Consider the following 23,352-nt stretch of genomic DNA (forward strand, 5'->3'; position numbering starts at 1 on the left):
TGACATCAGTGTGAGGGTCATGGGGGTTCCTAGTGCTGTGGCCGGGAAGGTTTGCCGGGTCGTGGTGTTCGGTGCCCTGGGGCCTCCCCAGGCCCGCAGGGCCGAGGGGACGCATCGCAAGGCGGAGGACCGCGACTCGTACGGGACGTACCGTCGTGACCCGACAACGCGGCGAGGTGCCGTGCCGGGCGCCGCGACTCGGTGAACCTTCCCGGTCACAGCACTAGCCGTGGGTTCGTGCGGGCGGAGGGCGCCGTCACGCGCCGTGCGCCGGCTCCTCGGCCAGGAACTTCTCCACCACGGCGTTGAAGGCCGACGGGTTCTCCAGGAAGGGGAAGTGGGAGTTCGCCACGTCGGAGGTGAAGACGTGCAGGCGGGCGCCGGGAATCCGGTCGGCGACGAAGCGCTGCGCGTCGGGGTGCACATGGCTTCCCTCGCAGCCGATCACCAGGGTCGCCACATCGATGCGGGGAAGCACGTCCCGCCAGTCCTGCGCGCAGTGGTCGAACAGCAGCGGCACGCCCGCGTGGGCGGGAGTCGACCGGATCTCCTCGCTGACGAAGGCCAGCACCGCCGGGTCGGGTTCGCCGGAGAACATGCCCCGCACGAAGTCGGCGCGGACCGTGTCGCCCTCCGGCCCCGCGAGGGCCGCGCCCAGGTACAGCAGCCCCGACACGTCGAAGAGGGCGCCGGAGTCCCGCTGTTCGCGCTCGGTCATCCAGGGCACGGCGGCGACCGCCGCGGGCTGGTCGACGGCGACGAAGCGCCGGATCCGTCCGGTCCCGTACTGGTCGATGAAGCTCCACCACACCGAGACGCCCATGGACCAGCCCAGTGCGTCGAATCGGTCGAGACCGAGATGGTCGACGAGTTCGAGCACGTCGCGGGAGAGGCGGGCGATGCGGTAGCCGTGGTGCGGCTTGCCGGACTTCCCGTGGCCGCGGAAGTCGACGGTGACGACGCGGCGGCCGGGCGCGAGTCCTTCGATCTGGTGGCGGAACATCGCCTGCGTCTGCCCCCAGCCGTGCAGCATCACCAGCGGGACGCCCTCGCCGCCGGTGTCCTGGTACGCGAGCCGCGCGCCGTCCGTCGTGATCAGTTGCTTCATGGCTTCTCCCCTGGTCACAGGCGGTATTTCGGTCCCGCCCGCCTTGAACATCATCGAATGGGGCCCACCGCCCGTACCACCGCGAGCTGTAGGAATCGGGCCGTGGATCCACCTCGTTTTGTCGAAGCGAGGACGGCGACGAGGAGGATGAGGGGATCAGAATGAGGAGGTCAGAAAGCTCCGCCGCCGGCCGGGGCGAGGAGTTCCTCGACCCTGAGGCCGAGGTGCAGCGTGAGCCGGTGGGCGCCGTCGTCGAGGTCGAGCCCGGTGATCTCCTGGATCTGGCGCAGGCGGTAGTAGAGCGAGGTGCGGTGGATTCCCAGCGTGTCCGCGGTCCGGGGAATCGATCCCGCGTGTGCGAGGAAGCAGCGCAGGGTGTCCCGCAGGCGGTCGCCGCCGTGCGCCCCGGCCAGGGTGCGCAGCGGCTTCGGGATCAGGGACGCGTTCAGGGCGTGCTCGGGGAGCTGGAGGAGCACGGCGAGTTCCCCGAGGAGTTCCCAGTCGCCGGTGCTCTTCAGGGTGGGGAGTCGGCGGGCCGCGCGCGCGGCCACGAGGGCCTGCTCGTACGAGAGCCACGCGTCGTCCAGGCCGGGATGGCGCCCCCCGACGCCGATGACCGGGTCCGCCGACGGGCTCAGGAAGGTGCGGAGTTCGTCGAGGATGCGAGCGGACTGGGCGGCGACCTCGTCCGGGCCGGGCGGCCGGTCCCGGAGCTGGAGCAGCGTCGCCCGTTCCTTCCCTATCGCGATGAGGCCCTGGGCCGAACGCGTCTGCCGGAACCCCTCCAGCGCCCCCCACAGGGCCGCCTCGGACTGTCGCACGAGCTCGGTCGCGCAGCTCAGTTGGACGACGGTGACCAGGACGTGCTCGGCCGCTCCGAGCAGTCCCAGATCCCTGCCCCGCCGCCGTGCGGTGGTACGGGCGGCGACGTCGGCGGCGACGAGTTCGAGCACGAGGTCCCGCTCGTCGGCCTTGCGGGTGTCGGTGGCGATGTGCTCCCCGTACAGCTGGGCGGCCATGGCCTGCGCGGCGCGGGCGATGGCACGTGTCTCGTGCTCCGCGAGCGTCTTGTCGGGCACGACCACCAGGAGCAGTCCGAGGAGATGGCCGCGCTCGCGCAGGGGCACGACGTAGCGGGGCAGCAGTCCGAGATCGTCACGGCCGTCGATGAAGCCGGCTCTGGACCATCGGGTCACGCCCTGGGCGAGGACGTGGCGGATGCTCGCGCCGTCGGCGCGGCCCTGCAGCAGGGTTCCGATGCGGACCGGGTCCTCGTCGCCGAAGTGGCGGCTCGTGCAGACCATGCGGACCAGCGGGTCGTCGACGACGACGGACCGGCCGAGCCGCTCCGCGAGCTCATCGACGAGCGCCTGCAACTCGGGACTTCCGGGGCGGGCTCGCTGGGGCCTTGCGGTCATGCGCTGTTCCTCTCTCGATCAGCTGTTCCCCGCGGACTTCTCCAGTCCGCGGCGCTTGATCATTCTGAGGAAGCGACGAGGTGGGCACATCGCACGAATCGTCCATTGCCATGACGCCCACAGGGGATACGAAGCGACTACTCTGCGCTGTCACGCTCCTTCACCAGCCGGGTCAGCTCCCCGCGTGAGGTGAGGTCCAGCTTGGTGAAGACCCGGCGCAGGTGCGAACTCACCGTGTGCGGTGAGAGGGAGAGGTGCTCGGCCACCTGGTGGTTGGTCAGCCGTCGGGCCACCAGCCGCACCACCCGTATCTCCGCGGCCGTCAGCTCCGGCCATGCGCCGGAGAGCCCGGCGGGCGAGGGTCGGCGTCGGATCCCGGCGGCCCGCAGGCGCCGGCGGACGCGTGCGACGTCCCGCTCGGCGCCCGCTCGCGCGTAGAGCGCGAGGGCCGTCTCGAAGTACGGCACCGCTTCGGACGTGCGGGTGAGCGCCAGCTTGCGTCCGGCGTCCTCCAGTGCCGACGCCCGGGCCATCACCCGGGGGCAGTCCTCGTACAGCCGGACGGCGCGGACGAGGGGGGCGAGGTCGTTGTCGAGGAGCCCCCGGGCGTGCGCGGCGGTGGCGGCGAGGAACGTGAGGTCGGGGTTGAGCACGGCTCGCCGCTCGGCCAGGGCGACCGCCTGCGCGGCCCGTTCGTGCGCGCCGGCACGCAGCGCCAGACGGACGAGGACCGGGGCGTCGGCGGGGTCGACCAGGCCGGCGTAGGCCGGGCGGTCCGCGGCGGGCGAGGCCATCACCTCGTCGAGTTCGGCCATGGCGCGGTCGGGCCGGCCCTCGAAGTCGGCCATCAGCGCCAGCATCCAGGAGCCGAAGTGCCGGACGACGGGTGCGCCGTCGCTCCGCATGCGCCTCGCCCGCGCCGCGTACGCCCGCGCGGTCCGCTGGTCGTTGGTGTGGAGGGCGACGCGCATCATCACGTACCGGAGCGTGACGTCGGCGAGGTTGCCCGGGCCGAGGTCCTCGATCGACGCGGCCGCGGCTTCGGCGTCGGCCCGGGCGTCCGTCAGCCGTCCGGCCTCCAGAAGGATGCGGGAGCGGGTCATGAGCCACATGCCGGTGGCCGCCGTCCTGCCCTGCTCCCGGGTGATCCGGATGCCCTCCTCCGCGGCGGCGAGCGCCTGCGCGGTGCGTCCGGTGGTGTTCGACAGGAGAGCGTGCCACAACGCCTCCGGAACCCACAGGGAGGTACTGACGCCCAGGGCCTCGGCCAGCGCGGCGGCCCGCTCGGCCTGCCGGAACGCCTCGGTCAGGTCCATGCGGTGGAAACTCACGGCCGAGCGGACCGTCGTCAACGTCGCCTCGGCGGAGCGGTCCCCCGCGGCCGCCGCGGTGTCCCACGCCTGCGCGGAGACCCGCTCGGCCGCCGCGTGCTCGCCCGCCATCGACAGGCCGATGGCGTGCATGGCGAGCAGCCGCCCCCGCACGTCCACGGGGATCCCGGGCAGCGCCGCCCCGGCGCGGGCCTGCCGGACCGCCTCGGAGAAGTCGAACGGTACGGCGAGGCGTGCCAGGGCCAGGCGTACGCGTGCCTCGTCCTCGGGTCCGAGACCGCCGGTCGCCAGGGCGCAGGCCCCCAGCTCACGCGCCTGGGCGGCCCGGCCCGTCTGCCACAGCAGCGGGATCGTCTCGGCGATGATCCGCGGCCGCTCCGGGGCGTCCGGCGCGGTGAGTTCCAGGGCCTTGAGGCTGCGATCCGCGGCGGGTCCGGGAGCGGTGGCCGCGAGTTCCGCCGCGGCGGTGCGCAGCCGGTCGGCCTCCGCCGCGTCTCCCGGCCCCGCTCCCCCGGCCTCCGCCGCATCCGCCGTCGCGCGCCCGGCCGACGGCCCGGGAAGCCCGACGGGGGTGGCCGCGCTCGCCGGCGCCGGTTCGGCGGCCCAACCCCGCAGGGCCCGACGCAGGGACAGCGGGAGGCCGGCTTCCACCGCCTCGCGGATCAGGTCGTGGCGGAAGGCGAGGCGATCACCGCTCTCGGTGAGCAGATCGGCGTCGAGGGCTTCCCGTACCGCCGTGATGAGCGCCGCCGAGGACCTGCCGAGCTGTTCGGCCAGCAGCGCGACGGTGACCGGGCCGCCCACGGCCGCCGCCGCCTGCACCAACTCCCGTGCCGCTTCGGACAGCTGGGCGAGGCGGCGCACGACGGAGGGGAGTTCCCGTGGGCCGGGGGGTCCGGCCGGCAGCCCGGCCGTGCCGTTCTCGATGGTCACCGCCTCCCGCAGCGGGCCGAGCAGCTCGACCAGCAGCCGCGGGACCCCTTCGGCACGACGGACGACGCGCAGGACGTCCGGGTCGGGAGCGGCGCCGAGGACGTCCTCGGTGATCTGTGTGGTGGTCCGGTCGTCCAGCGGTCCCAGGGCCAGCTCGTGTGCGCCCGCCTGCCGGATCCTGTCGAGGGTCGTGCGCACTCCCGACGGCACGCTGCCGCCGCGCACGGCGACGAGCCACAAGATGGCGTACGACGAGAGTCCGGCCGCGAGGGTGTTGAAGGTGAGCAGGGTCAGGTCGTCGCACCACTGGAGGTCGTCGAGCACGACGAGCAGCGGGCCGCTTCGAGCCGTCTCCCGCAGGCGGTCCCCCAGCTCCTGGAGCAGCCAGAACCGCTGGCCGGGTGTGGTGGCGAGGTCCCTGAGGCGGCCGGCGCCCGACAGCGGTCGCTCGCCGGAGAGCAGGCCGTCGAGGAGCGGGCCGAGCGGCACGAACTGGTCGTCGGGGTCCGCGGCCCCCTCGAACACCCTCGTCCCGCGCCGCCTCGCGGCTGCCGCGGCCTCCGCGAGGATCCTGGACCTGCCGATGCCGACGGGCCCCTCGACGCGGATGATCCCGCCCTCGCCCCGGCCGAGCGCGTCGAGCCGCGCCTCGATGAACGCCATGTCGGCGTCCCTGCCGCGCAGGGGCGTCCGTACGCCGTCGCGTCCGCCGTCGGGCTCCTCGGGCTCGGTCCTCGTCGTCACTCGGTTCACGCTCATACGGCGGATCAGTATGAACCATGTGCGCCACCCCGCCGGCCCCGCGGCCGCCCGGGCCCGCGGCCGCCCGTCTCAGTCGAAGCGCAGGTCGGCGAGTTGCCGTTCGAGGGCGGTGACGTCGTCCTGCGGCTCCTCGCCGACCGGGCGCGCCGCCATGAGCGCGGCGAGGTCGGCGCCCGCCCGGCGGGCGCGGCCGGGCAGGCCGTCGGTGTACGCGTCCCCGCCCGAGCCCCAGTCCTCGGAGGCCGCGAACACGGCGGTGGGGACGACGACGGCGCGGAGGTAGGCGAAGAGCGGGCGCACGGCGTGTTCGAGGACCAGGGAGTGGCGGGCCGTACCGCCCGTCGCCGCGATCAGGACCGGCTTCCCGGCGAGGGAGTCCGGATCGATCACGTCGAAGAAGGACTTGAAGAGGCCGCTGTAGGAGGCCGCGAACACGGGGGTCACGACGATCAGGCCGTCGGCGCCCGTCACCGCGTCGATGGCGGCACTCAGTCGCGGGGGTGGAAATCCGGTCACGAGGTGGTTGGCGATGTCGCCGGCCAGTTCGCGCAGCTCCACGACCTCGGTCGACGCCGTGTGCCCCCGGGCATCGAGTGCGTCGCGGGCCGATTCGGCCAGCCGGTCCGCGAGCAGGCGGGTGGAGGAGGGGGTGCTCAGCCCCGCGGAGACGACGGTCAGCTTCACGCGGCGGACACCTCCCGGGCGGCCCGGAGGGACGCGTGCGTGGGGGCCTGCGGCACGTCGGCCGGACGCCCCTTGGCGAACTCCCGCCGCAGCACCGGCACGACCTCTTCGCCGAGGATGTCGAGCTGTTCGAGGACGGTCTTCAGGGGCAGGCCCGCGTGGTCCATCAGGAACAGCTGGCGCTGGTAGTCGCCGACCGCATCGCGGAACGACAGGGTCCGCTCGATGACCTGCTGGGGAGAGCCCACCGTCAGCGGGGTCTGCTCGGTGAAGTCCTCCAGCGAGGGGCCGTGGCCGTACACCGGCGCGTTGTCGAAGTAGGGCCGGAACTCCCGTACGGCGTCCTGGGAGTTCTTGCGCATGAAGACCTGTCCGCCCAGGCCGACGACGGCGTCCTCCGGTCGGCCGTGACCGTGGTGCGCGAAGCGGCGCCGGTACAGCCGCACCATCCGCCGTGTGTGGTCGGCCGGCCAGAAGATGTTGTTGTGGAAGAAGCCGTCGCCGTAGAAGGCGGCCTGCTCCGCGATCTCGGGGGACCTGATGGACCCGTGCCAGACGAAGGGCGCCACGCCGTCCAGGGGCCGCGGTGTCGAGGTGAAGGCCTGGAGCGGCGTGCGGAACGTGCCCTCCCAGTCCACGACGTCCTCGCGCCACAGCCGGCGCAGCAGCGCGTAGTTCTCCTTGGCGAGGTTGATGCCCTGGCGGATGTCCTGTCCGAACCACGGGTAGACCGGACCGGTGTTGCCGCGGCCCAGCATGAGGTCGACCCGGCCGTCGGCCAGGTGCTGGAGCATCGCGTAGTCCTCGGCGATCTTCACCGGGTCGTTGGTGGTGATCAGCGTCGTGGACGTGGACAGGATCAGCTTCTCGGTGCGGGCCGCGATGTAGCCGAGCATCGTCGTCGGCGACGAGGGCACGAAGGGCGGGTTGTGGTGCTCGCCGGTCGCGAAGACGTCGAGACCGACCTCCTCGGCCTTGAGCGCGATGGCGACCATCGCCTTGATGCGCTCGCGTTCGGTCGGGGTGCGACCGTTGGTGGGGTCGGGGGTGACGTCCCCGACGGTGAAGATGCCGAACTGCATGGGGTGTCTGCTCTCCTGAGCTCGTCCGGTTCCCGCGCCGGGGATCCGGGAGGCCGGGGTGACGCCGGGGAGTCCGGCGTCACCCGGCGGGTTCAACGGCGGTTTCAGCGGCGGTTCAACGGCGGGTCAACGGCGGTTCAACGGCGGGGCCTCACTTCGCCAGGAAGGCGAGGAGGGCGGTGTTGACCTCCTCGGCGTGGGTCCACAGCAGACCGTGCGGGGCGCCCTCGATCTCGACGTAGTCGGCCGAAGGAAGCGCCGCGTGGAAGGGGCGCGCGGTGCCCTCGGCCGGCAGGATGCGGTCGGCCGTGCCGTGCAGGATCAGGGCCGGTACGTCGACGGCGGGGATGTCGGCGCGGAAGTCGGTGTACCAGGTCGCCGGCGCGGCGGACGCGGCGAAGGAGCCCCCGCGGGCCGCGGTGTTCCAGCTGTTGCGGACGGCCTCCTCGCTGATGCGGGTGCCCAGGTTCTCGTCGAGGTTGTAGAAGTCGTGGAAGAAGGCCGTGTAGTAGGCGTAGCGGTCGGCCTCGACGGCGGCGACGACGCCGTCGAAGAACTCCTTCGGGGCGACGCCGTCCGGGTTGTCGTCGCTCTTGAGCAGGCAGGGCTCGAGCGAGGCCAGGAAGGCGACCTTGGCGACCCGGCCGGAGCCGTGGGTGGAGACGTAGCGGGCGACCTCTCCGGTGCCCATGGAGAAGCCGACGAGGACGGCGTCGTTCAGGTCGAGGGTCTCCATCACGGTGTTCAGGTCGGCCGCGAAGGTGTCGTAGTCGTAGCCGGTCGTCGGCTGGGAGGACTGCCCGAATCCGCGCCGGTCGTACGTGATCACGCGGTACCCGGCTTCGAGCAGCGCGGCGCTCTGGCGCTCCCAGGAGTGGCCGTCGAGCGGGAAGCCGTGGATGAGGACGACGGGCTGCCCGGCTCCCTGGTCCTCGAAGTACAGCTCGACGGGGGTGGTGTTCTCCTGGCCCACGGTGATGTACGGCATGGGTTGCTTCCTCTGTTCGGGTCGACTGGTCCGCGCGTCGAAGCGGCGGGGTGTGTGCCCGTCACGCTAGGACCGGTCCGGCGCCCGCTGTTGCCGTACGGCGCACCGCGCCTTGCACGGGGGCGCAGAGGTCGCTCAGCGGCCGGTGGCCGCTCCGGCGTCGTCCTCCGCGAGGACGATCCGGGCCAGGTGGACCCTCGAGCGCACCGACAACTTGCGGAAGATCGACGCCAGATGGGTGTTGACCGTGTGCGAGGAGACGACGAGGGCCTGCGCGGCCGACCGGTTGGTGTGACCCGCGGCGATCAGCCGGGCGACCTTGCGCTCCGAGGCCGTGAGCGCGTTCCAGCCGTGGTCGGGGCGTGGCCCGAGGCCCGCGGCGCGCCGGCCGGAGCGGCTCGTGGTGCGTCGCGGATCGGCCCGGACCCGGTCGGCCTCCGCGCCGGCCCCCGCCCGGGCGTAGAGGTCGTGCGCCCTGGTCAGGGCGGGTGTAGCGGCGGGGTCGCCCGCGGTGCGCAGCGCGCGCCCGAGGTCGGCGGACGCGGCGGCGAGGGGCAGCGGCCGGGGACCGGTGAGGAGGATGCGGACCGAGCGCTCCAGGAGTTCGTGGTCGGTGTGCGCCAGGGCGGCCGCGTGGGCGGCCGTCCCCCGGGCGGTCGGCACTGTGGGGTTGCGGGTGGCGTGTTCGCCGGCCTGGGCCGCGAGGTCCTCGGCCAGGTGCCGGTCCCCGGCGCGCAGGGCGATCCGCACGGCCTGGACGACGTGCGGGCGCAGGAGCCGCCACCGCAGGAAGGGGTGGTCCCGCTGCACGGATCGGAGCCGCTCGGCCGCTGCCGCGTGGTCGCCGTCGGCGTCGGCGACGACGGCCTCCAAGTACTGGTGCGTGGCGTGGTTGCCGGTGTTGGGCCGGTCGGCCACGGTCGCCCGCACGACGTCCAGGTGTTCCCGCACGGCTTCGCGGTCGCCGCGCAGCATCGCGAGCAGACCGCGGTTGACGCGGATGTTGACCAGGTTGCCGGGCACTTGGAGGTCCGCTTCGAGCCGCTCGGCGGTGACGAGGTCGGCCTCCGCGTCGTCGAGTCGGCCGAGCCCCAGGTTCAGGGTCGCCTGGGCCCAGATCAGCATGGCGGGGCGCAGGGGAGCGTCGCCCGCCGTCCGCAGCAGGCGCCGTGCGGTGTCGAAGTCGTCGCTGTGGATCCGGGCGACGACCCCCTCCGGCAGGAAGGCCGTGTCGAAGACGCTGAGCGCCGTGTGGTGTGCCACGGCGGCGGCGCAGTCGCCGGCGTTGAGGGCGATCTCGCCGAGGCCCCAGAGCGAGAGGACCCGGGCTTCCCGGTCACCGGCCCGCTCCGCCTCGGCGAGCGCCGCTTCGGCCGTCTCCCGAGCGGCTCCGAGGTCGCGTCCGCGGGACCGGGCCAGGGCCTGCCGCGCGGTCAGCCGGGCGCGGATCACCGGGTCGGTGACGGCTGCCAGGGCCGTCGTCGAGCGGCGGGTCAGCTCGTGGACGTCGTCGAGGTGCCAGAGCGTGTCGCCGAGTACGGACTGCAGACGGGCGAAGACGTCCAGGGGTGGTTGCCGGGCGAGCAGCGCGTCGCCGGTCTCCCGGGCCCGGGTGTACCGGCCCGCGCGGGTCAGCGCGACGATGGCCCGTTCTCCCACGTCGAACACCATGGGCGCATGGGGCGGTACGAGTTCCAGGGCGCGCACGGCCAGGTCGGCGGCGAGGTCGGGCAACACGGGCAGCACGTCCGTGGCGGCCGTGTCCAGCAGTCCGATCGCCTCCTGGTCGCCGGGTTCGGCGCTCTTCAGCAGGTGCGGGACCGCGTCGACGGAGCTCCGGCCCGCCGCGACGAGTCGGCTCGCGGCCTCCCGGTGCAGCGCCCGGCGTACGGAGGGGGCGAGGTCGGCGTACACCGCCTGGCGGAGCAGGTCGTGGCGGAACAGGAGGCGTTCGCCGTCGTCGTGGAGGAGCTGGGCGGAGATCGCCTCGTCCAGTTCGGCGCCGAGTCCGGAGGCGGGCCGGCCGCACAGGGCCGCGGCGTCGGCGAGCGTGAACGCGCGGCCGAGGACCGAGCCGATCCGCAGGAAGTGGAGGGTGTCCGGCCGCAGGTCGGCCAGTCTGCCGCGTACGCCGAGGACCAGCCGCTCCGGCGGCTCCGGAGGCCCCGACGGCCCCGGCACGTCCGTGCCCGCCGCCGCGATGCCCGCGAGCGTCTCGGCCGCGAGGAAGGGGTTGCCTCCCGCCCCGTCGAGGAGTTCCGCGACCGGTTCCGGTACGTCCCCGCCGAGGACGTCCCGTGCCAGCTCGGCCAGGGCCGTGTCGGACAGCGGCCGCAGGGGGAGGGTCGTCGTCCGCGGCCCCCGCCCGTACAGGTCGGGGTCGTGGCGGCCCGTGAGCAGCCAGAGGACCGGGCAGCTGAGCAGTCGTGCCGGCATGACGCTCAGGGCGAAGCGGCTCAGCGGGTCGGCCCAGTGGAGGTCGTCGACCGCGATCAGTACCGGCGTGCCCGCCGCGCGTTCCTCGATCAGCTGGGCCAGCCGTTCGACGAGCCAGACGCGCTGGTCGTAGTGGCCCGCGAGGTCCGCGAAGTCCGCGGCGGACAGCAGCGGCGGGTCACCGTGCAGGAGGCCCGAGGCCAGGGAGGCGAGCGGTGCGAGCTCGTGCAGTTCCTCGGCGCGGCCGTGGCTGACGATGAATCCACGGGCCCGGGCGAGCGCGACGGTCTCCCGCAGCAGGACGGTCTTGCCGATCCCGGGCTCGCCCAGGAGCAGCGCGATCGCCGCGCCCTCGCCGCCCCGCACCGCCTCGACCAGGGCGCGCAGCCGCTCCAGTTCGGCTTCGCGGCCCCGCAGCCCGGGCCGGCTCAGCCCCGTCGCCACGTCGTGTGCCGCGGGCGTCCCGGGGGTCATCCCTTGACCGATCCGGCGAGCAGTCCCCGGGCGAAGTGGCGCCGGAGGAAGAGGAAGACGAGCAGCGGGACGGACGCCGTCACGAAGGCGCCCGCGGTGAGCCGCTGCCATTCGTTGCCGTACGTCCCGGCCAGGCTCGCCAGTCTGACCGTCATCGGCGCGGTCTCGGCCGTGCCGCCCCCCAGGGTGAGCGCCACGAGGAGGTCGTTCCACACCCAGATGAACTGGATGACGGCGAAGGTGACCAGGGCCGGGCGGGCCAGCGGCAGGACGATCCGGAGCAGCAGCGTCCCGTGCGAGGCGCCGTCGACGCGGGCGGCCTCGATCAGGTCCCGGGGCAGCCCGGCCAGGAAGTTGTGCAGGAGGAACACCGCGAACGGCAGCGCGAAGACCGTGTGGGCGAACCAGACCTGGCCGAACCGCGCGGGACCGGTGAGCTGCCACGCGGGCAGGAACAGCCAGCCCTGGGAGAAGAGCTTGAGGAGGGGGACGAGCGCCATCTGCAGCGGCACGACCTGGAGCGCGAAGATGCCGACGACGAGCGCGTCGCGCCCCCTGAAGTCGATCCAGGCCAGGGCGTAGGCCGCGAAGAAGGCCAGGACCAGCGGGAACAGTACCGACGCAACGGTGATGACGACGGAATTGGCGAAGTGCTCCGCGAGCCGCCCCGAACCGTTCCCGCCGCCGGACAGCACCTCGGCGTAGTTGTCGAGCGTGAAGTGGGGCGCACGGAGCACGGTCCACCAGCCCGTCGTCTTGATCTCCTCCTCGGGGCGGAACGAGGAGAGCAGGAGACCGAGGGTCGGTGTCGTCCAGAGGACCGCGATCACCACGGCGATCCCGGTGAAGGCGCGGGAGGCCAGCCGCTCCCGGACGCCGTTCACCCCGTCCTCCGCCGCGCCCGGATCTGGTGGGCGACGAAGGGGGTGACGAGGACGAAGAGGAGCACGGCGAGCGCCGCGCCCCGGCCCGTCTCGCCGTAGCGGAAGGCCTGGCCGTACATCTCGTGGGCGATGACGCCGGTGTCGAACTGTCCACCGGTCATGGTCTTGACGATGTCGAAGGCCTTGAAGGTGCCGATCGCCTGGGCGAGGACCACGACGAGCAGCGTGGGCCTGATCGACGGCAGCGTGATCCGCCGGAAGATCTGCCGGGGGGACGCACCGTCGAGTCGGGCCGCCTCGGTCAGCTCATCGGGAACGGCCCTGATCGCGCCGGCCAGCAGCACGGCCGCGAAGCCCGCCTGTGTCCACACCATGGCCACGATGAGGAACAGGACGTTCCAAGGTGAGTCCACGAGCCATTGCCGCGGCGCACCGCCGAAGGCGACGACGAGCTGGTTCAGCAGCCCGATCTGCTCGACCGCCGCGGGGCGGTAGGCGTAGACGAACTTCCAGACGACGCCCGCGCCGACGAAGGAGAGCGCCATCGGCATCAGGACGAGGAAGAGCGCGAGCGTTTCGAACCGCGACCGCGCGACGGCCGCCGCGTAGAGCAGACCGACCGCGGTCGCCGTCAGCGGCACGAGCACCACCCACGCCAGGGTGTTGCGCAGCGCCACCAGCGCCCGCGGGTCGGTGACCATCCACACGTAGTTGTCGAACCCGACCCACGCGTCCGCCCCGCCGCCGGTGAACGACAGGAGCAGGGTGCGCAGAGCGGGCAGGAGCAGACCGACCGTGAGCAGCAGCAGGGCCGGGGCCAGCAGGACCAGGGCAGCGGCCCTCCCGCGCAGGGGCCCCCGGTGCAGCGCCAGCAGGATCAGGCAGACCACCGCCGCGAAGGCGGCGACGCCCTGGAGCAGGTACAGCAGCCCGGGCTGCTGGGCGACGGCGTCGTACGACATCAGCGGCTCGGCCAGGACCGTTCGATGGAGTCGGCGACCTGCCGGGTGCTCGCGCCGCCGATCCAGTCGACGGATCCCTTCCAGAACGTCCCGGCGCCGACCGACGCCGGCATCAGGTCCGAACCGTCGAACCTGAACCGGGTCCGGGGATCCTGGAGCAGCTGGATCGCGAGCCTGTCGACCGGGTTCGCGGCCCGCGCCGGATCCACTCCCTTGTTCGCCGAGACGAAGGGGCCCTTGCGCATCCGCGCGTTCGCGAAGTCCGCGGAGGCCAGGTACTCCTGGAACGCCCGTACTTCGGGACGGTCGGCGAACGCCGTGGTGAAGACCCCACCGCCGAGGACGGGCCGGTCGGCCGGGTCCGCCCCGGGCAGCAGGAAGGCGTAGACGTCCTTGTCCGGTCCGATCTCGGTGCCCTTCGGCCACATGCCGGCGTAGAACGAGGCCTGGCGGTGCATCGCGCAGTCTCCGGAGAGGACCGGAGTGCCGGCCTCCTGGAAGGAGATCGACGCCATCGACCGGGCCGGGCCGAAACCGCCGTTGGCGAACCGGTCGTTCTTGAGGATCGACCCCACCGTGTCCATGGCCTCGATCACGCGCGGGTCGTTGAAGGGGATCTCGTGGGCGACCCACCGGTCGTACACGTCGGTGCCCTGCCGGCGCAGCAGGACGTCCTCGATCCAGTCCGTCACGGGCCAGCCGGTCGCCTCGGCGGACTCGATGCCCGCGCACCACGGCGTGACGCCCGACGCGGCGACCTTCTCGGTCACCGCCATCAGCTCGGCCCAGGTGCGGGGAACGCTCAGTCCCCTGTCCCGGAAGAACGTGGGCGAGTACCAGACGAAGGACTTCACGTTCGCGACCAGCGGCGTGCCGTAGAGGGTGCCGTCCACGGTCGCGTAGCTGTTCCAGTCCGCCGACCAGCCCTGGTGCGCGAGGGCCGCGACCCCGGCGCTCGCGGGCTTGAGCTTCCCCGCCCGCGCGAAGCGTGCCAGGAGCCCGGGCTGGGGGAAGAACGCCACGTCAGGGGCGTTCCCGCCGTCGACCCGGAGCTGGATCTGGGCCTCGAACTCCCCGTCCCCCTCGTACTGGACGTCGATTCCCGTGCAGCTCGCGAAGTCCGCCCAGGTCTCTTCGAACAGGTCGGCCTCCCGGTCCCGGTTCTCCGCGTAGACGGTGACCTTGGAGCCGGGGTGCTCGCCGTACCGGGCGTACGGTCCGCAGTCCACGGCCGGCTGCGACGACGACGGGCTGTCCCGGGGAACACCGCAGGCGGCAAGGGCGGCGAGGGCGATGACGGCGAGCGTGAGCCTCGCGCCGAACCTCATGGGTGTATCTCCTCCGATCGCCCGCCGAAGGTTCTCGGGAGCGATCAGAAGCTACCAGCGCTCGAACAAAATCGACTAATCATTCGATCTTGAACGATCGGGTCAGTGAGCGGTGGCCCGGACGGCGTCCTGGATCAGCTCCGCCACGGCCTGGGGGTGGGCGAGCATGACCAGGTGGGAGGAGTCGACCTCGACGGTGGTCATCCCGGCGCGCTCGTAGCCGTAACGCTCCACGTCGGGGTTGATCGTGCGGTCGGAGGAAGCGACCAGGCCCCAGGAGGGCTTGGTCCTCCACGCCGCGACGGGCGCCGCCTCCGAGAAGGCGCGTGCGGCCAGGGGGCGCTGGGAGACGGCGAGCACCGCGGCGAGGTCGGGGTCGACGTCCGCCGCGAAGAGGGCGGGGAACTTCTCGATGTCCACCGAGACGTCGGTGCCGGTCTCGGTGGAACCGGCCACCGGGAAGGGGGTGTGGACGAGCGCGTCGGCGAGGCCGGAGTCGGGGAAGCGGCCCTGCAGCTCGCCCAGGCTCTCGCCCTCCTCCAGCGCGTATCCCGCCAGGTACACCAGGGCGCGGACGTTGTCCTGCGTACCGGCGAGGGTGATGACGGCGCCGCCGTAGGAGTGCCCGACCAGGATCACGGGGCCTTCGACGGCGCGGACCACCGAGGCGATGTACGCGGCGTCCTCGACGAGGCCGCGGTTGGGCACGGCCGGGGCCACCACGGCCACGCCGGCGGCGGTCAGTTCGGGAATGACGCGGGCGAAGCTGGAGGCGTCGGCGAAGGCGCCGTGGACCAGGACGACGGTGGGGCGGGCGTGTCGGGACATGGGGAACTCCTCGGTGGGTGAAGGGAGAGGGGGTGGAGGGAGAGGGGGGGAAGGGAGAGGGGTGGTGCGGTCGGTGCACCCGGGTGCGGTCAGAGCGTGCGGCGCACGCCCGCCTGGCGTTCCAGGTTGCGGAGCTGGACGGCCAGGTCGCCTTCCACCGCGAGGTGGGCGGGGCCGCTGCGGCCGATGGGCAGGACCTGCTCGCCGCGCATGTCCTCGAGCATCAGGGCGAACGCCGTGTACATCGCGACGAGCGCGACGACGAGGCCGAGCGCGCCGGACGTGCGCGTCAGCCATTCGGCGCCGGTGACGCCCGCCAGGCCGGTGGCCGCCCAGCGGGGCAGGGAGACCGCGAGGACGAGCCACAGCGCGCGCTTGGGCCGGGTCACGGCCGTCATCAGGGCTCCGAAGCACAGGAGCGCCAGGTTGAACACGCCGAGGACCTGAAGGCCGTCGGCCGCGCCGCTGAGCATGACGAGCGCGTAGGGCAGCCAGCTGCCGGCGAACACCGCCATCAGCGTCGCCGCGATCACGTCGCGGGCGCCGAAGGCCAGGATGCTCACCAGGAGTTGCAGGACGAAGGCCGGCAGCACGGTGAAGGCGACGGCGGGGCGGGCCGCCTCGTCGAAGATCCCGAGCTGGAGGCAGCCCGTCATCACGGACGCGATGGCGATCGTGAAGAAGCCGAGCGGCATGGGTGAGGCGATGGGGCGCAGGTTGATCCGGGTCATCGACCGGAGGTCCGGCTCGAAACGGCGTTCCGGGGGAACGTCCGGCGGGGCCGCCGGGGTGTCGCCGCCGTCGGCGGCGGGGGAGGCTGCGGACATCGGGGGGGATCTCTCTCTCAGTGCTCGAAGCAGGGATCGACGAAGGACGGCGTCGTCTCGGGGACGGAGCCGCGCGCGACGCGCCACCGGCGGTGCCGCTCGGACTCGGCGACGGCCTCGGCCACGGCCGACGCCTGGAGGGCGTCGCTCTGGTAGCCGCCGAAGTGGGCCACCGGGCTCCACACCGGGCTGACCGGCGGGACGGCCTCGTCGAGTCCCTCGTACTCCGCGCTCGCCCAGACGATCCGGCCACCGACGACGGTGAGCAGGGACTCGATGCCGGGGATGACCTCCTCGGGCACGGTGAGGTAGTCGTCGGACAGGATCGCGAGGTCGCCGTAGCAGCCCTCGCGCAGGGTTCCCTTGACGTCCTGCTCGCCGGTGAGCCGCGCTCCGCCACGGGTGTACAGACCGAGGGCGGTCTCCCGGTCGATCAGGTTCCCGGCCGGGTAGAGCGCGGTGCCGCCGACGGTGCGCCCGGTCACGAGCCAGTGGAGCGCGACCCACGGGTTGTACGAGGAGACGCGGGTGGCGTCGGTTCCGGCGGCGACGGTCAGGCCCCGGTCGAGCATGGCCCGGACCGGCGGGGTGTGGGCGGCGGCCCCGGCACCGTACCGGTCGAGGAAGGCGGAGCCCTGGAAGGACATCCGGTTCTGTACGGAGACGGCGCCGCCGAGGGCGGCGATCCGGTCGAGGCTGTCGGTGGAGACGGTCTCGGCGTGGTCGAACAGCCAGCGGTTGCCGCCGGGGAAGAGCCCTTCGGCCGCGAGCTTCTCGAAGACGGCGAGGTCGCGGCGGATCGTCTCGTCGTACGTGGCGTGGAGCCGGAAGCCCCAGCCGTTCTCCAGCAGCAGCCGGACCGCCTTCTCGAACTCGGCCTCGTACCCCTCGGCGAGCGCGGGACGGGGCTCGGAGAAGTTCTCGAAGTCCGCGGCGGCCCAGGTCAGGTTCTCGCCCGCCCCGTTCAGCCGGAGCCATTCGTCCCCGTCCCCGGGCTTGACCGTCTCGGTCCACCGCTTCAGGTCGGCGAGCTCCTGCCCGGCCGTCTGCGGGAAGAGGTGGTAGGCGATCCGGAGGGTCAGCTCCCCCGACCGGGCGAGGTCGACGACCGTGGCGTAGTTGTCGGGGAAGTTCTGGAACCCGCCGGCGGCGTCGACCGCGGACGTCAGCCCGAAGCGGTTCAGCTCGCGCAGGAAGTGGCGGGTGGATGTCCGTTTGTCGGCCTCGTCGAGGGCCGGTGCCTTGGCCAGGGTCGAGTACAGGACGAGGGCGCTGGGCGCGGCGAGGAGGACGCCGCCCGGTTCGCCGTCCCGGCCCCGGACGATCTGCCCGCCGCGGGGATCCGGGGTGTCGCGCGTGAATCCGGCCGCCCGTACCGCGGCCCGGTTCATCAGGGCCGACTGGTACAGGTGCAGGACGAAGACGGGGGTGTCCGGTGCGGCGGCGTTCAGCTCGGCGACCGTCGGCATCCTGCGCTCGGCGAACTGTTCGGCGGTCCAGCCGCCCACGACGCGGATCCACTGCCCCTTGGGGGTCCGGCCGGCCTGCTCGCGCAGCATGGCCAGGGCCCGGCGCAGACTGCGCACCCCGTCCCAGCGCAGCTCCAGTACGTAGTTCAGGCCGCCTCGGATGACGTGCAGGTGCGAGTCGTTGAGACCGGGGATCACCCTGCGGCCGAGAGCGTCGACGACCTTGGTGCCGGGCCCGACGAGGTGGGCGAGGTCGTGGTCGTCCCCGAGGGCCGCGACGCGGCCGTCCCGGATGGCGACGGCGTGGGCCTCGGGCCGGTCGGGGTCACCGGTGAACACCTTGGCGTTGCGGACGAGGAGGTCGGCGTGCGCGCGCTCGGGACGCGGGGCGGGGACGAGGCCCGCCACCGGCATGCTGGTCGACGGCCCGGTCATGCGAGGGCCTCGCGGAGGGTGTCGGTGGCGAGCCCGATGGCGAGTTCGGCGGCCCGGGTCCCGCGCAGCGCGTTCAGCATCACGAAGTCGTGGATGGTCCCCTGGACGCGGAGCGCGGTCACGGGGACTCCGGCGGCGCGGAGCTTGGCCGCGTACGCCTCGCCCTCGTCGCGCAGGACGTCCGCCTCGGCCGTGATCACCAGGGCCGGCGGCAGGCCGGTGAGCTGCTCGGTGGAGGCGCGCAGCGGGGAGGCGGTGATCTGGGCGCGCTCGGCCTCATCGGTCGTGTACTGGTCCCAGAACCACGCCATGGCGTCGCGGCGCAGGAAGTAGCCCTCGGCGAACTCGTGGTACGAGTCGGTGTCGAAGCTCGCGTCCGTGACCGGGTAGAAGAGCACCTGCTGGCGGAGGGTCACATCGCCGCGCCGCTTGGCCATGAGGGTGAGGGCGGCGCTCATGTTGCCGCCGACCGAGTCGCCCGCGACGGCGATGCGCGTGCCGTCGAGGTCCTGGTGGTGGCCCTCGCGGGCGATCCACTGGGCGACGGCGTAGTTCTGCTCGATCGCGACGGGGTAGCGGGCCTCGGGAGAGAGGTCGTACGCGGGGAAGACGACGGCCGCCCCGGTGCCGACGGCGAGTTCGCGGACGAGCCGGTCATGGGTGTGGGCATCGCCGAAGACCCAGCCCGCGCCGTGGAGGTAGAGGATGACGGGCAGCGGACCGGTGGCGCCGCGGGGGCGGACGATCCGCGCGCGGACCTCGCCGGTCGGACCGCCGTGGACGGTGACCCACTCCTCGTCGACGTCGGGCAGCGGAGCGCCCTCGCCGCTCTGCACGTCGTCCACGGCCTTGCGGCCTTCGGCGACCGGGATCTGGTAGAGGTACGGCGGCTGGGCGGTGGCGTCGGCGAACGCCTGGGCGGCGGGTTCGAGGATCGGCCGGTTCTTCATGAGGGGTTCTCCTTCTGGGGAGGTGCGGGACGGGGCGCGGCGCGGGCTCAGCGGGTGGCCCGTGCGGCGTCGAGGATCACGTCGGCGACCACGGCCGGACGGGAGACGGCCACGGCGTGGGAGGCGTCCACTTCGGTGAGGTGCGAGCCGGCGCGCCGGGCCATCCATCGCCCGGCGGCCGGCGGGATGTTCTTGTCGGCGGTGGCGATCAGCGCCCAGGACGGGATCGTCTTCCAGGCCGCTTCCCCCGCCTTCTCCCCCAACGCGGCGGTGGCGACCGGGCGTTGGGTCGCGGCCATGACGGCCGCGTCGGCGGCGGGCACGTCGGCCGCGAACTGCCGGTGGAACGCGGCCCGTTCGATGACGAGTTCCGTGCCGGTGCCACCGCCGGGCAGCGGGTACGACCGCGGGTTCACGGTGTCGCCGAGGGTGGAGCCCGGGAACCTGGCGGCGAGCTCGGCCGCGCTCTCGCCCTTGTCCGGGGTGAACGCGGCGATGTAGACGAGGGCCTTCACCCTGCTGTCGCCCACGGCGGCGCCACTGATCACGGCGCCGCCGTAGGAGTGGCCGACCAGGACGACGGGTCCGTCGACCGCGGCCAGCACGCCGTGCAGGTAGGCGGTGTCCGCGGCGAGACCGCGCAGCGGGTTGGCGGGGGCCAGGACGGGGTAGCCGGCGCGCTGCAGCCGTCTGATCGTGCCGCTCCAGCTGGAGGCGTCGGCGAACGCCCCGTGGACGAGGACGATCGTGGGCTTGGGAGCGTGCCGGTCGGTGTCGGCGGCGGCGGCCGGGGCGCTCGCGGGTGCGGCGCCGATCAGGGCGGCCAGCGTCGCGGGCAGGGCCAGGGCGAGGGTGCGGGTGCGGATGCGCCTCGTGGGATGCATGGGGATTTCCTTGTCGGGTGGTGAAGCGGGCGGGGTGCGCCGGGGTCGGGCGGGACTCGTCTCAGAGGCCGTACGCCTCCAGGAGCCGCAGCCAGACCTCGCTCACCGTCGGGAAGGCGGGCACGGCGTGCCACAGGCGTTCCAGCGGGACCTCGCCCACGAGGGCGACGGTGGCCGTGTGGATGAGCTCGGTCGCCATCGGGCCGGTGAGCGTGCAGCCGACGACGACTCCTCGGGTCTCGTCGACGACGAGCTTGGCGAGCCCGCGGTAGTCGTCCGCGTGGAGCGCGGCCCCGGCGACGTCGTCGATGCGGTACTCCACCGTGCGCACCGCGAGACCCGCTTCGCGTGCCGCGCGTTCGGTGAGACCGACGCTCGCGACCTCGGGAGAGGTGAAGACGGCCTGGGGGACGGCGAAACGGTCGGCTTCCGCGCTCCACGGCCGCCCGCCGCCGGTCTCGGCCGGGCGCCCCGCGGCTCGCTCGGCGATCGCCGCCGCGCAGGCGCGGGCCTGGTACTTGGCCATGTGGGTCAGCGGCGCGCGGTGGTTCACGTCGCCGACGGCGTAGAGCCAGTGCCCCTCGACCGCGGTGACCCGGCAGGTGTCGTCGACCGCGAGCCAGTCGCCCGCCGGGAGTCCGACGGAGTCCAGGCCGAGGTCCTCGGTGCGCGGGCGCCTGCCGACGGCGGCGAGTACGTCGTCGCAGACGAGGGTGGCGCCGTCGTCGGTGTCCACGGTCACCGTGCGGGTGTCCTCGTCACGGGCGACCCGGACGGCCGACACCCCGAAGCGGATGGTGACGCCCAGATCGCTCAGACCCCGGGTGACCTCTTCGCCGGCACACGGCTCCCAGCCGGTCAGCAGGGCCTGGTCGCGGACGAGCAGGGTGACGCGGGAGCCGAGCGAGCGCCAGGCGGTGGCCATCTCGCAGGCCACCGCTCCCCCGCCGATGACGACGAGCCGCGCGGGTACCGCGTCGGCCGTGGTGGCCTGCCCGCTGGTCCACACGCCGATCCGGTCGAGCCCTTCGACCGGCGGCAGCACGGCCCCCGTGCCGGTGCAGACCACGACCGCGCGCCGGGCCCACAGGGTACGGACCGTGCCGTCGGCCCCGGTCACCTCCACCCGGCGCTCACCGGCGAGCCGGCCGTGCCCCCGTACGAGCGCGATGCCCGCCGCGTCGAGCCAGTCGGCCTGGCCGGTGTCGTCGCCGCGCCCCGTGAAGCGGTCGCGGCGGGCCAGGACGCGCGCGGGGTCGAGTGCCGCCGTGACCGCCTGCCGGGCCCCGTCGACCGAGCGGGCCGCCGCCCGGGCGGCGCCGGGGCGCAGCAGGGCCTTGCTCGGCACGCAGGCGCGGTAGGAGCACTCGCCGCCGACCGCCCCGGCCTCGACGAGGACGGCGGTCAGCCCCGACCGGACGGTCCGGTCGGCGACGACCTCGCCGGCCGGACCGCCGCCGACCACGACGACGTCGTAGGTGTCCATCAGCCGTGCACCAGTGGGGTGTCCACGAGGTGTTCGGCCAGGAACCACACCTGCGCCTCGCCGGTCCGGATGACATCGGAGACGAGCAGGTCGGCGCTGCCCTCGTCGCCCTCCCCGGAGAGCCGGGCGGCGGCGTCCCGTGCGTCGATCAGGATCCGCTCGTGCGCGTCCAGGAGCCGCGACAGCATGACGGGCACCGGCTCGACGCCGTCCGGCGGGCGGGGGATCGCCGTCAGCTCCGCGACGTGGCGCGGGTCCCCGACGGCGACGCCGCCGAGGCTCTGGACCCGCTCGGCCAGGGCGTCCACGATGGCCAGTTGGGCCTCCGCGTGCTTGTCCAGCATCAGATGGAGCGAGTAGAAGGTGGCCCCGCGCATGAGCCAGTGGTGCTTCTTGTAGAGGGAGTGGAGGATCTGCGTGTCGGCGAGGACGCGGTTCAGCCGCTGGCAGGCGTACATGCGGGTGTCGTGGCCGAGGCCGATCGGCAGCTGCTTGAGGGTGCCGAACGCCTGGGTCTCGGCGCCCTTCTGGTGCAGCAGCGGCTGGCCGCCGCCGTGCGGGGTCGTGGGGGTGCCCATCGAAATGCTCCTGTGCGGGAAGGGGAGAGTGGGTGGGAAGGGCCCGGCCGCCCGGTCGGGGGTCGCGCGGGCGACCGGACCCGGTCCGTGGGGCTCAGCGCTCGGCGATCGCCGGGGCGGGGGGCCGGTGCAGGGCGAGCCGGGTGAGGAGGCCGCTGCCGAGACCGGCCGCGAGCGCGAGGGCGGCCCACCACAGCGGGTACGGCGCGAGGCCGAGGGCCGCGTCGAGGGACCAGGCGCCGGGGCCGGTGGCGGCGAGGGCGGCGGCGGTGCCGATGAGGACGAGCGGGTACTCGTATCCGTCGTTCTGCACCCAGAGTCCGTGGCGCCGTTTCACGGTGAGCGCGACCGTCATGACCCCGATGGTCCCGGTCGCGGCGAGCGGGGTCAGGAGGCCGGCGGCGAGCAGCAGGCCCGATCCGATCTGGCCGCCGCCCGCCGCCAGGGCGGTGAGGGCGCCGCCGCGGAAACCGTCGGCGCGGAACTCCTCGGTGCCGCCGTCGAGTCCCTTGCCGCCCAGGTGTGCACTGACCTTCTGCACACCGTGGCTCGCGACGAGCAGCCCCACCAGCAGACGCAGGATCAGAATGCCGGTGTCCACGGGGGTCAGCCGGCCGCGTGCGCGCCGATGACGCTCTGCGCGTACACGACACCCAGGCCGTACGCGCCCGCGTGGGCCTTGACGATCTCCATGACCGCGCCGTACGTCTCCTCGCGCGCCCAGTCGCGCTGCAGCTCCAGGAGGACCTGGACCCAGGTCACCGGGACGGCGCCGGCGGCGATCATCCGCTGCAGCGCGTGCTCGTGGGCGGCCGGGCTGACGCCACCGGAGGCGTCGCTCACGACGTACACCTCGTAGCCCTGCTCCAGCGCCGAGAGCGCGGGCAGCACCAGGCAGACCTCGGTCCACAGGCCCGACAGGACGATCTTCTTGCGCCCGGTCGCCTTGACCGCCGCGACGAGCGCCTCGTCCTCCCAGGCGTTCATGCTGGTGCGGTCGATGGCCTCGCTCTCGGGGAACACCTCGGCGAGCTGGGGCAGCAGGGGCCCGGAGAACGACTCGGCGGCGACCGTGGTCAGGACGGCCGGTACGTCGAAGGCCCGCGCGGCCTTGGCGAGGCCCACGGTGCTGTTGATGATCGCGGCACGGTCGCCGCTGCCGGTGCCGAAGAACATCTGCGGCTGGTGGTCGACGAAGAGCATGACCGCGTTGTCGGGCGTGAGCAGGTCCTTGCTGGGGGCGGCCTGCACCGTGTTGACGTCGAACATGAGGGGTCCTTTCGAAGCGATCGGCAACGTGCCCGCCGCGTCGGCGGCTGGGCACGTCGTCACGCTACGAACGACCGGGCCGACCGTGTTGACCTGCTGCGCCCAGGAGTTGGCACGACGGCGCACAACCGGTCCAGGACAGCCGTGGGGGGGGGGGGGGGGGGGGGGGGGGGGGGGGGGGGGGGGGGGGGGGGGGGGGGGGGGGGGGGGGGGGGGGGGGGGGGGGGGGGGGGGGG

General features: G+C 73.4%; 19 protein-coding genes. All 19 read right to left on the reverse strand.

What is annotated here, in order from left to right:
- Window positions 1-256 precede the first annotated feature (256 nt).
- A complete protein-coding gene (locus ACZ4UB_RS36375; RefSeq protein ID WP_468077046.1) occupies window positions 257-1,108 on the reverse strand; it encodes an alpha/beta fold hydrolase in 852 nt (283 codons plus the stop codon).
- A 170-nt stretch (window positions 1,109-1,278) separates the two neighbouring features.
- Window positions 1,279-2,526, reverse strand: a complete 1,248-nt coding sequence (locus ACZ4UB_RS36380; protein WP_468077048.1) for a PucR family transcriptional regulator — start codon at window positions 2,524-2,526, stop codon at window positions 1,279-1,281.
- Between the two features lie 137 nt (window positions 2,527-2,663).
- A complete protein-coding gene (locus tag ACZ4UB_RS36385) occupies window positions 2,664-5,534 on the reverse strand; it encodes an AAA family ATPase (RefSeq protein ID WP_468077050.1) in 2,871 nt (956 codons plus the stop codon).
- Between the two features lie 87 nt (window positions 5,535-5,621).
- Window positions 5,622-6,236, reverse strand: a complete 615-nt coding sequence (locus tag ACZ4UB_RS36390) for an FMN reductase (protein WP_468077052.1) — start codon at window positions 6,234-6,236, stop codon at window positions 5,622-5,624.
- Window positions 6,233-7,318, reverse strand: coding sequence for an LLM class flavin-dependent oxidoreductase (locus ACZ4UB_RS36395; RefSeq protein ID WP_468077054.1), 1,086 nt, complete (start codon window positions 7,316-7,318; stop codon window positions 6,233-6,235). Before ACZ4UB_RS36395 ends, ACZ4UB_RS36390 begins: the two co-directional genes overlap by 4 nt.
- A 151-nt stretch (window positions 7,319-7,469) precedes the next feature.
- Window positions 7,470-8,306, reverse strand: coding sequence for an alpha/beta fold hydrolase (locus ACZ4UB_RS36400; protein ID WP_468077056.1), 837 nt, complete (start codon window positions 8,304-8,306; stop codon window positions 7,470-7,472).
- 135 nt (window positions 8,307-8,441) lie between these two features.
- The gene (locus ACZ4UB_RS36405) at window positions 8,442-11,216 is read right to left on the reverse strand and encodes an ATP-binding protein (RefSeq protein WP_468077058.1); all 2,775 of its coding nucleotides are present in this window, start codon (window positions 11,214-11,216) and stop codon (window positions 8,442-8,444) included.
- Complete coding sequence (locus tag ACZ4UB_RS36410; protein WP_468077060.1) at window positions 11,213-12,100, reverse strand: carbohydrate ABC transporter permease; 888 nt, start codon at window positions 12,098-12,100, stop codon at window positions 11,213-11,215. Before ACZ4UB_RS36410 ends, ACZ4UB_RS36405 begins: the two co-directional genes overlap by 4 nt.
- Window positions 12,097-13,062 carry a carbohydrate ABC transporter permease gene (locus ACZ4UB_RS36415; protein WP_468077062.1) on the reverse strand — a complete coding sequence of 322 codons (966 nt, stop codon included), beginning with the start codon at window positions 13,060-13,062 and terminating at the stop codon, window positions 12,097-12,099. Before ACZ4UB_RS36415 ends, ACZ4UB_RS36410 begins: the two co-directional genes overlap by 4 nt.
- Window positions 13,062-14,390: an ABC transporter substrate-binding protein gene (locus ACZ4UB_RS36420; RefSeq protein WP_468077064.1), complete on the reverse strand. Its 1,329-nt coding sequence runs from the start codon at window positions 14,388-14,390 to the stop codon at window positions 13,062-13,064. Before ACZ4UB_RS36420 ends, ACZ4UB_RS36415 begins: the two co-directional genes overlap by 1 nt.
- A gap of 102 nt (window positions 14,391-14,492) precedes the next feature.
- Window positions 14,493-15,218 carry an alpha/beta fold hydrolase gene (locus tag ACZ4UB_RS36425; RefSeq protein WP_468077066.1) on the reverse strand — a complete coding sequence of 242 codons (726 nt, stop codon included), beginning with the start codon at window positions 15,216-15,218 and terminating at the stop codon, window positions 14,493-14,495.
- 89 nt (window positions 15,219-15,307) lie between these two features.
- A complete protein-coding gene (locus ACZ4UB_RS36430; protein WP_468077068.1) occupies window positions 15,308-16,045 on the reverse strand; it encodes an acetate uptake transporter family protein in 738 nt (245 codons plus the stop codon).
- A gap of 17 nt (window positions 16,046-16,062) precedes the next feature.
- The gene (locus ACZ4UB_RS36435) at window positions 16,063-17,949 is read right to left on the reverse strand and encodes an amidohydrolase (RefSeq protein WP_468077070.1); all 1,887 of its coding nucleotides are present in this window, start codon (window positions 17,947-17,949) and stop codon (window positions 16,063-16,065) included.
- A complete protein-coding gene (locus ACZ4UB_RS36440; protein ID WP_468077072.1) occupies window positions 17,946-18,899 on the reverse strand; it encodes an alpha/beta hydrolase in 954 nt (317 codons plus the stop codon). The genes ACZ4UB_RS36435 and ACZ4UB_RS36440 overlap by 4 nt, the downstream gene beginning before the upstream one ends.
- Before the next feature lie 47 nt (window positions 18,900-18,946).
- A complete protein-coding gene (locus ACZ4UB_RS36445) occupies window positions 18,947-19,783 on the reverse strand; it encodes an alpha/beta fold hydrolase (protein WP_468077074.1) in 837 nt (278 codons plus the stop codon).
- A gap of 61 nt (window positions 19,784-19,844) precedes the next feature.
- The gene (locus ACZ4UB_RS36450) at window positions 19,845-21,269 is read right to left on the reverse strand and encodes a dihydrolipoyl dehydrogenase family protein (protein ID WP_468077076.1); all 1,425 of its coding nucleotides are present in this window, start codon (window positions 21,267-21,269) and stop codon (window positions 19,845-19,847) included.
- Complete coding sequence (locus ACZ4UB_RS36455) at window positions 21,269-21,847, reverse strand: Dps family protein (protein WP_468077078.1); 579 nt, start codon at window positions 21,845-21,847, stop codon at window positions 21,269-21,271. The genes ACZ4UB_RS36450 and ACZ4UB_RS36455 overlap by 1 nt, the downstream gene beginning before the upstream one ends.
- 94 nt (window positions 21,848-21,941) lie before the next feature.
- Entirely contained in the window at window positions 21,942-22,448 is a 507-nt protein-coding gene (locus tag ACZ4UB_RS36460) for a DoxX family membrane protein (protein WP_468077080.1), read from the reverse strand.
- Window positions 22,449-22,453: 5 nt separating this feature from the next.
- Window positions 22,454-23,116, reverse strand: a complete 663-nt coding sequence (locus ACZ4UB_RS36465) for a hydrolase (RefSeq protein WP_468077082.1) — start codon at window positions 23,114-23,116, stop codon at window positions 22,454-22,456.
- Window positions 23,117-23,352: the final 236 nt, after the last annotated feature.

The organism is Streptomyces sp. NPDC028419 (genome assembly GCF_055565515.1).

Excerpts from the sequence above, each read along its gene's own strand:
- ACZ4UB_RS36440 (WP_468077072.1), bottom strand. The coding sequence starts at position 18,899 with ATGAAGAACCGGCCGATCCTCGAACCCGCCGCCCAGGCGTTCGCCGAC.
- ACZ4UB_RS36375 (WP_468077046.1), bottom strand. The coding sequence starts at position 1,108 with ATGAAGCAACTGATCACGACGGACGGCGCGCGGCTCGCGTACCAGGAC.
- ACZ4UB_RS36465 (WP_468077082.1), bottom strand. The coding sequence starts at position 23,116 with ATGTTCGACGTCAACACGGTGCAGGCCGCCCCCAGCAAGGACCTGCTC.
- ACZ4UB_RS36455 (WP_468077078.1), bottom strand. The coding sequence starts at position 21,847 with ATGGGCACCCCCACGACCCCGCACGGCGGCGGCCAGCCGCTGCTGCAC.
- ACZ4UB_RS36415 (WP_468077062.1), bottom strand. The coding sequence starts at position 13,062 with ATGTCGTACGACGCCGTCGCCCAGCAGCCCGGGCTGCTGTACCTGCTC.
- ACZ4UB_RS36400 (WP_468077056.1), bottom strand. The coding sequence starts at position 8,306 with ATGCCGTACATCACCGTGGGCCAGGAGAACACCACCCCCGTCGAGCTG.
- ACZ4UB_RS36450 (WP_468077076.1), bottom strand. The coding sequence starts at position 21,269 with ATGGACACCTACGACGTCGTCGTGGTCGGCGGCGGTCCGGCCGGCGAG.
- ACZ4UB_RS36395 (WP_468077054.1), bottom strand. The coding sequence starts at position 7,318 with ATGCAGTTCGGCATCTTCACCGTCGGGGACGTCACCCCCGACCCCACC.
- ACZ4UB_RS36445 (WP_468077074.1), bottom strand. The coding sequence starts at position 19,783 with ATGCATCCCACGAGGCGCATCCGCACCCGCACCCTCGCCCTGGCCCTG.
- ACZ4UB_RS36430 (WP_468077068.1), bottom strand. The coding sequence starts at position 16,045 with ATGTCCGCAGCCTCCCCCGCCGCCGACGGCGGCGACACCCCGGCGGCC.
- ACZ4UB_RS36405 (WP_468077058.1), bottom strand. The coding sequence starts at position 11,216 with ATGACCCCCGGGACGCCCGCGGCACACGACGTGGCGACGGGGCTGAGC.
- ACZ4UB_RS36425 (WP_468077066.1), bottom strand. The coding sequence starts at position 15,218 with ATGTCCCGACACGCCCGCCCCACCGTCGTCCTGGTCCACGGCGCCTTC.
- ACZ4UB_RS36380 (WP_468077048.1), bottom strand. The coding sequence starts at position 2,526 with ATGACCGCAAGGCCCCAGCGAGCCCGCCCCGGAAGTCCCGAGTTGCAG.
- ACZ4UB_RS36435 (WP_468077070.1), bottom strand. The coding sequence starts at position 17,949 with ATGACCGGGCCGTCGACCAGCATGCCGGTGGCGGGCCTCGTCCCCGCC.
- ACZ4UB_RS36420 (WP_468077064.1), bottom strand. The coding sequence starts at position 14,390 with ATGAGGTTCGGCGCGAGGCTCACGCTCGCCGTCATCGCCCTCGCCGCC.